Consider the following 6,877-nt stretch of genomic DNA (forward strand, 5'->3'; position numbering starts at 1 on the left):
CGGAGCCTGCGGTTTCCTAAACCGCAGGCCATGGGTACGCGTCATGAGATCCCACAGCGAAGGCGCGGTTGGAGCAATCAGCCCGTGAGCGGATCACCCTCGTGGAGGTGCTCGAACGGACGGCACCCTTCCCTGTCTTTGTCGCCACCCTGCTCACGGCACGCAGAAGCATGCTCGCGATGCGGGTCGCCGCGTCCACCCGGCCGCTCCACCTCCGCACCTCCCAGGGCGGAAGCTGAAAATCCGGGACGCACTCAGGGGAACTTGAGCGTGCCCTCGCGCCAGGCCTTGAGGACGTACTCTGCACGGAACCCGAGGAGCCCGGGACGCTTGGCGAGCCAGAGCAAAGTCGGCTCGCCAAGCTCGGGGGCGAATTCCAGGACATGGGCCGCGACGTGCATCCGGAGGGTTTCGTCCTCGCTCTTGAGCAGCGGGATGAGCTGGGACGTCGCACCACGGCTCCGGAGCTCCTGGTAGGCTCCCACGAGCTTGTCGTTGGCGCGGTTTGCTGCCCGCGAGTCGGCGGCCTCCAGGGCCTTCCCGTATGCGACCGACCCCTCCGCGTACCACTGGACGAGTTCTTCGATGCTGGCCTTCTGAAATTTGCGGGCACTCATGGGGCGACGCCATAGCGCATGAGGATCATCATCCCGAAGTCCCGTTGGGCCTGGAAGGATTGACCGCTCAACCATTGCCGCACAGTCGTTTGTACTCCCGTGGTGAAGGGATCCTTCGATGAATAGTACCTGCTGATTTGTTGGTGGACGGATTCGTCGAGGGCGATCACGTTCTCGGTGTTGTGCAGGGCCTGGGGACCGAACCGCCGCACGTTGCCGTCCGTCTGCTCGACGATGTGGTGCCACTGCTTTCCTGGCCCTGCGGGTCCTCGGGCCTGCTTGAGGCCGCTGAAGGAGTTCCAGGAACGCGCCCCGCCTGGCGTGGTGCTGGCCGGAGGCTTCGCCGCCATGGCGACGGCCGTGGACGGCAGAGCGAGCGTGATGACGCCGCCCGAGACGGACACCGCCCTCACCTGCTCAAGGCTCGCGACGTTGACGCCAACACGTGAGGCCCCTGCCGCGCCTCCCGGGAAGTTCGGCAGCGGCGCAACCCGGGCCGCCAGCAACGACGCGCCACCGGTCATGCCATGGCTCACAGCGACCGTGACCGCGAGGACCAGGACTCGCGCGATGGATGGCCCTACCCGGGCCGCGAAGCGCTGGCCGGATGCATCCAGTTCCTTCCAGGTGGTGGCCCCGTCCGTCGCGAGCTTCAGGTCCTGGCTTGCTTCAATCAGTTCCAGGAACGTCTCCGCGCCCAGGTAGATCAGCAGCAGCGCCGAGATGACCGCGGCGGCCTTGGTGAAGGCCGGTTCGGGATTCGCGGCCAGCGCCGCCCAGGTCACGAGTCCGGTGGCAATCATCGAGTAGAAGAGCTGGGGCGCCAGGGTCTCCTCAACGGCCCTGGAGATGCTCTCCTTGAGTGGGTCCAGGGACAGCGCGAGCGCCACGCCGAACTTGTCCCAGTCGCTCAGCCCCATCACGTCTTCGAGCAGCGAGATGCAGTCGCCCCTACGAAGTCCCGGCTCGCAGTAGCCCCCGAAGGCACGGTCCGACGCCTGCGGCCCTCGGGAGAAGGACGCGCGGACCCATTCCACTGACCGCGAAGCCCGGAGGTGCAGGGGTGTCACCAGAACCAGCTCGGTCAGCGCCTTCTCGAAGGCACCCTGCCCCACGGTCACGGCCTGGATGGGAGAAGGCGGGCTGTACTCGATGGGTGCACCTTCGCCGGTATCCAGCCGCACCCTGCCCCTTGGGGTGGCACACGCACTGAGCAAGGCGAGGATCAGGACAGCGATCTGGACTCGAAAGGCCATGGACCCCTCCGGGTCCACTCCCTAGCGTGTGGCTCGACCCGAGGGGAAGCCCGGTGGGTATTTGAAGAAGGGAGCGCGCGGATGGACCCAGCAGCCCGTGAGCGGATCACCCTCGTTGAGGTGCTTGAACGGACGGCGCCCTTCCCTGTCTTCAACGCCACCCTTCAGGCCGCGGTGCAGCGTCTGGAGACCGAAGGCGTGAGCAGCCTGCTCAGCATCCAATTTCACGCCCGGCCCGACGACACGGAGGTCGGCGCGGTCATCGCGTTCGCGGACTCGCGCCAGGTCATGGAACACATCCGGAGGATCTCCGGGTGGCCGGAGTTCAAGGCGCTCCTCGGCGTCGCGAAGCCCGTGGACGTGCGCGTCTACGGTCGGCTCAGCGAGGAGGCGCAGGCCTGGCTCCGGACCATGAACGTCGTGAGCAAGGTCTTCGAAAGTCCCGTGGCCGGCTTCGTCCGGTGAGCCGGCCTCCAGTCGCCATCAGCTCGCGGCGCGCAGGGGCACGCTCGCCATCCGGGTCGCCACATCCACCCGCCCGAGCCACGCGCTCAACCGCTCGCGCCGATCCACCTCCGCGCCCTGCCACGGCGTGAGCGGCGTCCGCAGGCTGTGCAGCTGCGCGAACAGGGCCAGGTCCGCCACGCTCAGCGCCCCTGACAACCAGAAGCCCTGCTCCGGCGCCCGCGCATCCAGCTGATCCAACAGCGCCCCGAACCGGCGCCAGCAGGCCTCCGGGCCCGCGCGCCAGACATCCCTCGCCACCAACCGCTCCACCTGCTTGCGCCGGATCAGCGTCGGAACCACCGCGCGCACTGGCGCCGGCATGAAGTGGAAGAACGTGGCGCGCGTCCGGGGCCAGTTGCGGTCATCCGCCCAGCGCGCCGCGACCAGGAAGCCATTGAGGGACGTGTCCGCCAGCTCCTCCCAGAGCAGCGCCTCTGGCGACGCGTCGATGCGGCCCGGCGCCAGCTGTTGGATGCGCGCGAGGATGGCCGTGGAGTCCGGCACCGCCTCCGCCCCCACCAGCAACACAGGCACCTGTCCCGTGGGATTGTGCGCGCGGTGCGAGGCCGGGTTGTCCGCGCAGCCTCGCGCGTAGGGCAGCCCCGCGTACTTCAGGGCCCGGTGGGCCTTCAGGCAGAACGGCGAGTAGCTCTCGACGCCAGGCAGGCCGGTGTCGGCCAGCTCCAGCAGGGTCAGGGGTGGCAAGGCGTTCGGGGTCATGAAGCCACGCTATGCCTCCGCTGTGACAGCCGTCTGTCAGGATAGTGTGAAGGCGGTCCGGCTCAGTCCTCCCGGAGGATGTCTGCCCACTTCAGGGTGGAGATCTCCTCCTGGAACGGAGCGAGCATGAGCTTCCGGTAGTCCATCACCACCTGGGTCATCTTCGTTTCGAGGAACGTCCGGACCTCTTCACGGATCCTGAAGTAGTCGTCGATCCCCTTCAGTGCTTCCCGGATGTCCGCCATCTCGTCCCCGGTGTAGCCGTTGGTGAACTCCTCGCGGGTCCGCACGCGCATGAGGAAGTGCGTGAGCTCGTCCGCGACGACCGGGGGGATGAACTCGTGGTGCATGGCGATGAAGGCGGCGATCTCGTTCTTCGTGCCGCCCAGGAAGTTGACGTTCTTCGGATCCAGCGAGGCGCCGCTCAGGGTGTTGCAGTACGCCCGCATCACGTCCTTGAGCGCCGCCAACTGGCGCACGTCCGCGACGGATTGAATCTGATAGTTCGTCAGGGGCTTCAGCTTGCTCCCGAGATTTCCCTGGGGCGAGACCAGCATGAAGGAAGCCGCGCCCAGGACGTCGATGCGGCATCGCTCCGAGAACCTCTTCCGCAGCCCGATGGCGGCCTCCTTCACGGCGTTCTCGCGGTGCGACAGGCTCCGGAAGAGCCAGCCTTCGTCGCAGATGAGCTCCAGCTCTGACTCGTCGACCCCCCGGCCCTTCTGCTTGAGGAGGTCGCTGCTGACCAGCAGCTTCGCCACCCCCGAAGGGCTGTCATTCACCTCCTGGCCGATGCAGTAGACGTAGATGTCGACGTCCTGGATGTCCGTGACGAGCGTCTTCTTCTTCGTGATGACCTCGTTCTCGCCCTTGCCCGCCTTCTCATCCTCCAGCGAGTAGGCCTGCACGCGGAGCTGCGTGCTGCTGGAGCTTGCGACCTCCGCCAGGCTCACCCCCTTCTTGAACTCCGACGTGACGGACTGGTTCACGTAGGTCCCACTCTTGGCGAGCCTGGGCGCGTGCACGAGCAGGGAGTTGGCGAGGATGTTCACGCCGGACCGCACCAGCCAGTGCACCTCATGGCCATAGCGGATGGCCTGTTCGACCGCGTCGATCGCCGCGTTCCCACCCTGGACGACGATCCGCTTGCGCTTCTTCCCGTTCACCACGAGGAAGCGCATGAGCTGATCCATGTCCATGATCCGCCGGTCCCGCTCCCACCCCTTGGGGACCTTGATGCCGTTGGCCTCCGTGGGCTTGAGGTAGCTCCCGTTGCCCGTCATCAGGAGCAGCTCGCGGGCCTTGATGGGGTCACGCACCTTCTCGGACTTCATCGGCGTGAAGGTGATCTCGAAGTGCGCCTTGTCCTCGTCGATGTTCGGCTTCCACTCGATCTTCGTCACGTTGCCCCAGACACGGGTCAGGCCCCGGTTCATGGCGCGGCCGATGACGTTCAACCATTCGTCCTTGAAGCTCTCGCGGGTCGTGTAGCCCTGGGACTGCTCGAACAGGACATCCTCTCCGTCGACGGGGTCACTCGTGTTGAAGACCCGCTCCCACTCTTCCTTCACCTTGCTCCGGGACTGGGTGTTCTTGAAGGAAGAGAGCGGCCGGGTGCTGATGACCTGGCGGGTGTGATTGACGACGTAGTTGCCGCCTCGCCCCGTGTACCGGTCGTTCTTGCCGATGTGCCACGGATTGCTCATGCCGATGAGCACCGTGTTCTTGAGCACGGCGCGCTCGGACGTGAGGTCCAGGAGCGACTTGTCCTCCGGGGCCTTCTGCATGTCGATGTCCTTGTCACCGACGAACAGCAGGTGCTTCAGCGCCTTCCTGCGAGCCTCCTCGTTCTTGATCTTCCCGAACTGCTTCTTGAACTGCTCCCGGACGTCCGACGTGAGGTCGGACCCCATGCGCGCATCGAGGTAATACATGGCACCGCCACCGGCGCCGATGATGGCCTTGTCGAAGATGGACATGGGGTCCTCCCGGAGGTCACGGGCCTACTGGCCGTTGTACTTGAGGTCGCGCGGGTTCACGGGCTGCGTGCCACGGAGCAGGTCGACGGCCTCGAAGGCCTTCATGCCGCTGTTGCCCTGCGTCGCCGCCTGCCACGCGGGCAGCGACTTGAAGGCGAACACCATGTCGAAGTCCATGGGCACCGTCCCGGGATCCAGCGGCACGTTGCCCGGGTTGTCCTGGAACCACTTCATCCAGGCCGCGGAACCGGGCTGCTCGAGGACCAGCGCGTCGCCCACGACCGTCGGCGGCATCGTGGTGGTGGGCAGCAGGAACGTCTTCATGGGCCACTCCGCCACGCTGTGGCAGCTCATGCACGACGAGGCCTGCACGGCCGGCACGATCTGCCCGTTGATGGAGGCCGGTGCCACCACCGCGCCGTCGTTCGGGCCGGACAGACGGCCACCCCACCCCAGCGTCGCCGTGGAGTACGCGGGCGCCGCGGGGTTGATGACCGTCTCCTGCAGCGGCGTGCCCGGGTTCAGCGTGGAGTTGACGTTGGGATCATCCCCCCACATCGCGCCCAGGGGGATCATCTTGTCCCAGGGGCTGCCCGGCACTCGCATGTCGTAGACGAGCGTGGAGAACACCCAGCCCGTCTTGGGCGACGACTTGGTGTCCTTGACGATGATGTCGAACTGCATGATCGACGCGTTCATCGTCACCGGCTTCGCGCCCGTGGGCCCGTTGGGCGGCGGCACGTAGACGGGCCACAGCGACGCGCCCTGCATCACCGGCCAGTCCTTCGCCAGCGCGCTGGTCAACGCCACCTTGATGACGATGGACCCTTCCGGGAACTGCGCGGACGTGTTGGTGAGCGTGGGGCTCATGGCCGTCTTGCCCCACACCTGCCCCAGCGCGGACGCCGCCACCTTGTCGTAGTAGGTGAGCACGTACGTCGTCATGTCGACCTTGAGGCCGGACGCGGCGAAGGTGGCCGCGGGGAACTCGGAGCCCACGTACGTGCCGTGGATGCTCTCGCGGATGGAGGCGAGCCACGGCTCGTTGTACCAACCCTCCTTCGCCGCATCCCACCGGGGATAGTTGTAGAGCAGCGTCTGCATGGACGGCGCGATGTAGGCCTTCAGCGCGTTGACGTACGCGAGCGCGTTCGCCTTGGAGATGGGCTGCCCCCTGAGCGCGGCGATCCACGGCGGATTGGCGGGCGGCGCCACGGGCGTTTGCGGATAGTCGTGGCTCAGGCTGAACATCGGGCCCGAGTACTGCCAGGACGGCGGAATGCTGCCGTTGCTGTCCGCGAAGGGGTTGGCGTTCACGGAGTTGCGCTCGAACGCCTCGCGGGCCGCGGCGAACGGCGTGCGGGCCTTCGCGGGCTCCGCGGGCGCGGTGGCGGAGACCGGCACCACGTTGGCGGTGGGCGCCTTCTTGGGCGGAGACTTTGATTCCGCCGCGTCGGCCTCCGGCACCTTGCAGCCGGAGAGGGACAGCGCCACGCAGCCGGTAAGGCTCAGGACGCCTGACATCAGGGATTGGCGAGAACGCTTCATGGACGAGCAGACCTTCGTGGGCCACACCGCGCCCGAGTGGGGTGGTACGCGAGACCGTGCGACAGGGCGGCGGACCCGCTGTCCGCCGCGTCCGCCCTGCACTGCACACGGCGATCCACTTCCCAGGAATGCGTCGTTTCCTCTGCGAGCCGGCTTCGGCGGCACGCCCACCCGCTCGAAGCGCGTCTTCACCGCAAGCGATTGCGTTCTCGCGTGACGCACGCCCCGCCCCCTCCCCGCGGTCCAGGGT

General features: G+C 66.9%; 6 protein-coding genes. 1 reads left to right on the forward strand and 5 read right to left on the reverse strand.

Annotation, left to right across the window (positions count from 1 at the left end; translation table 11 throughout):
• Nucleotides 1-254 precede the first annotated feature (254 nt).
• Together D7Y15_RS16620 and D7Y15_RS16625 are read right to left on the reverse strand one after the other, a co-directional pair.
• On the reverse strand, nt 255-617 hold the full coding sequence (locus tag D7Y15_RS16620; protein WP_121753190.1) for a hypothetical protein: 363 nt from the start codon (nt 615-617) through the stop codon (nt 255-257).
• Complete coding sequence (locus D7Y15_RS16625; protein ID WP_233604978.1) at nt 614-1,801, reverse strand: hypothetical protein; 1,188 nt, start codon at nt 1,799-1,801, stop codon at nt 614-616. The genes D7Y15_RS16620 and D7Y15_RS16625 overlap by 4 nt, the downstream gene beginning before the upstream one ends.
• Nucleotides 1,802-1,954: 153 nt before the next feature.
• Between D7Y15_RS16625 and D7Y15_RS16630 the strand changes: the two genes are divergently transcribed.
• Nucleotides 1,955-2,338: a hypothetical protein gene (locus D7Y15_RS16630; RefSeq protein WP_121753192.1), complete on the forward strand. Its 384-nt coding sequence runs from the start codon at nt 1,955-1,957 to the stop codon at nt 2,336-2,338.
• 18 nt (nt 2,339-2,356) lie between these two features.
• Here D7Y15_RS16630 and D7Y15_RS16635 read toward each other — a convergent pair whose 3' ends face one another.
• From D7Y15_RS16635 to D7Y15_RS16645, 3 genes are all read right to left on the reverse strand, one after another.
• Entirely contained in the window at nt 2,357-3,100 is a 744-nt protein-coding gene (locus D7Y15_RS16635; protein ID WP_121753193.1) for a glutathione S-transferase family protein, read from the reverse strand.
• A 62-nt stretch (nt 3,101-3,162) separates the two neighbouring features.
• Complete coding sequence (locus tag D7Y15_RS16640; protein ID WP_121753194.1) at nt 3,163-5,079, reverse strand: hypothetical protein; 1,917 nt, start codon at nt 5,077-5,079, stop codon at nt 3,163-3,165.
• A gap of 24 nt (nt 5,080-5,103) precedes the next feature.
• Nucleotides 5,104-6,627, reverse strand: a complete 1,524-nt coding sequence (locus D7Y15_RS16645) for a hypothetical protein (RefSeq protein ID WP_148712785.1) — start codon at nt 6,625-6,627, stop codon at nt 5,104-5,106.
• Nucleotides 6,628-6,877: the final 250 nt, after the last annotated feature.

Origin of the sequence: Corallococcus sp. AB030, from assembly GCF_003668965.1 — a bacterium.
GTDB classification, from domain to species: Bacteria; Myxococcota; Myxococcia; order Myxococcales; family Myxococcaceae; genus Corallococcus; species Corallococcus exiguus.

Excerpts from the sequence above, each read along its gene's own strand:
- D7Y15_RS16620 (WP_121753190.1), bottom strand. The coding sequence starts at position 617 with ATGAGTGCCCGCAAATTTCAGAAGGCCAGCATCGAAGAACTCGTCCAG.
- D7Y15_RS16630 (WP_121753192.1), top strand. The coding sequence starts at position 1,955 with ATGGACCCAGCAGCCCGTGAGCGGATCACCCTCGTTGAGGTGCTTGAA.
- D7Y15_RS16635 (WP_121753193.1), bottom strand. The coding sequence starts at position 3,100 with ATGACCCCGAACGCCTTGCCACCCCTGACCCTGCTGGAGCTGGCCGAC.
- D7Y15_RS16640 (WP_121753194.1), bottom strand. The coding sequence starts at position 5,079 with ATGTCCATCTTCGACAAGGCCATCATCGGCGCCGGTGGCGGTGCCATG.
- D7Y15_RS16645 (WP_148712785.1), bottom strand. The coding sequence starts at position 6,627 with ATGAAGCGTTCTCGCCAATCCCTGATGTCAGGCGTCCTGAGCCTTACC.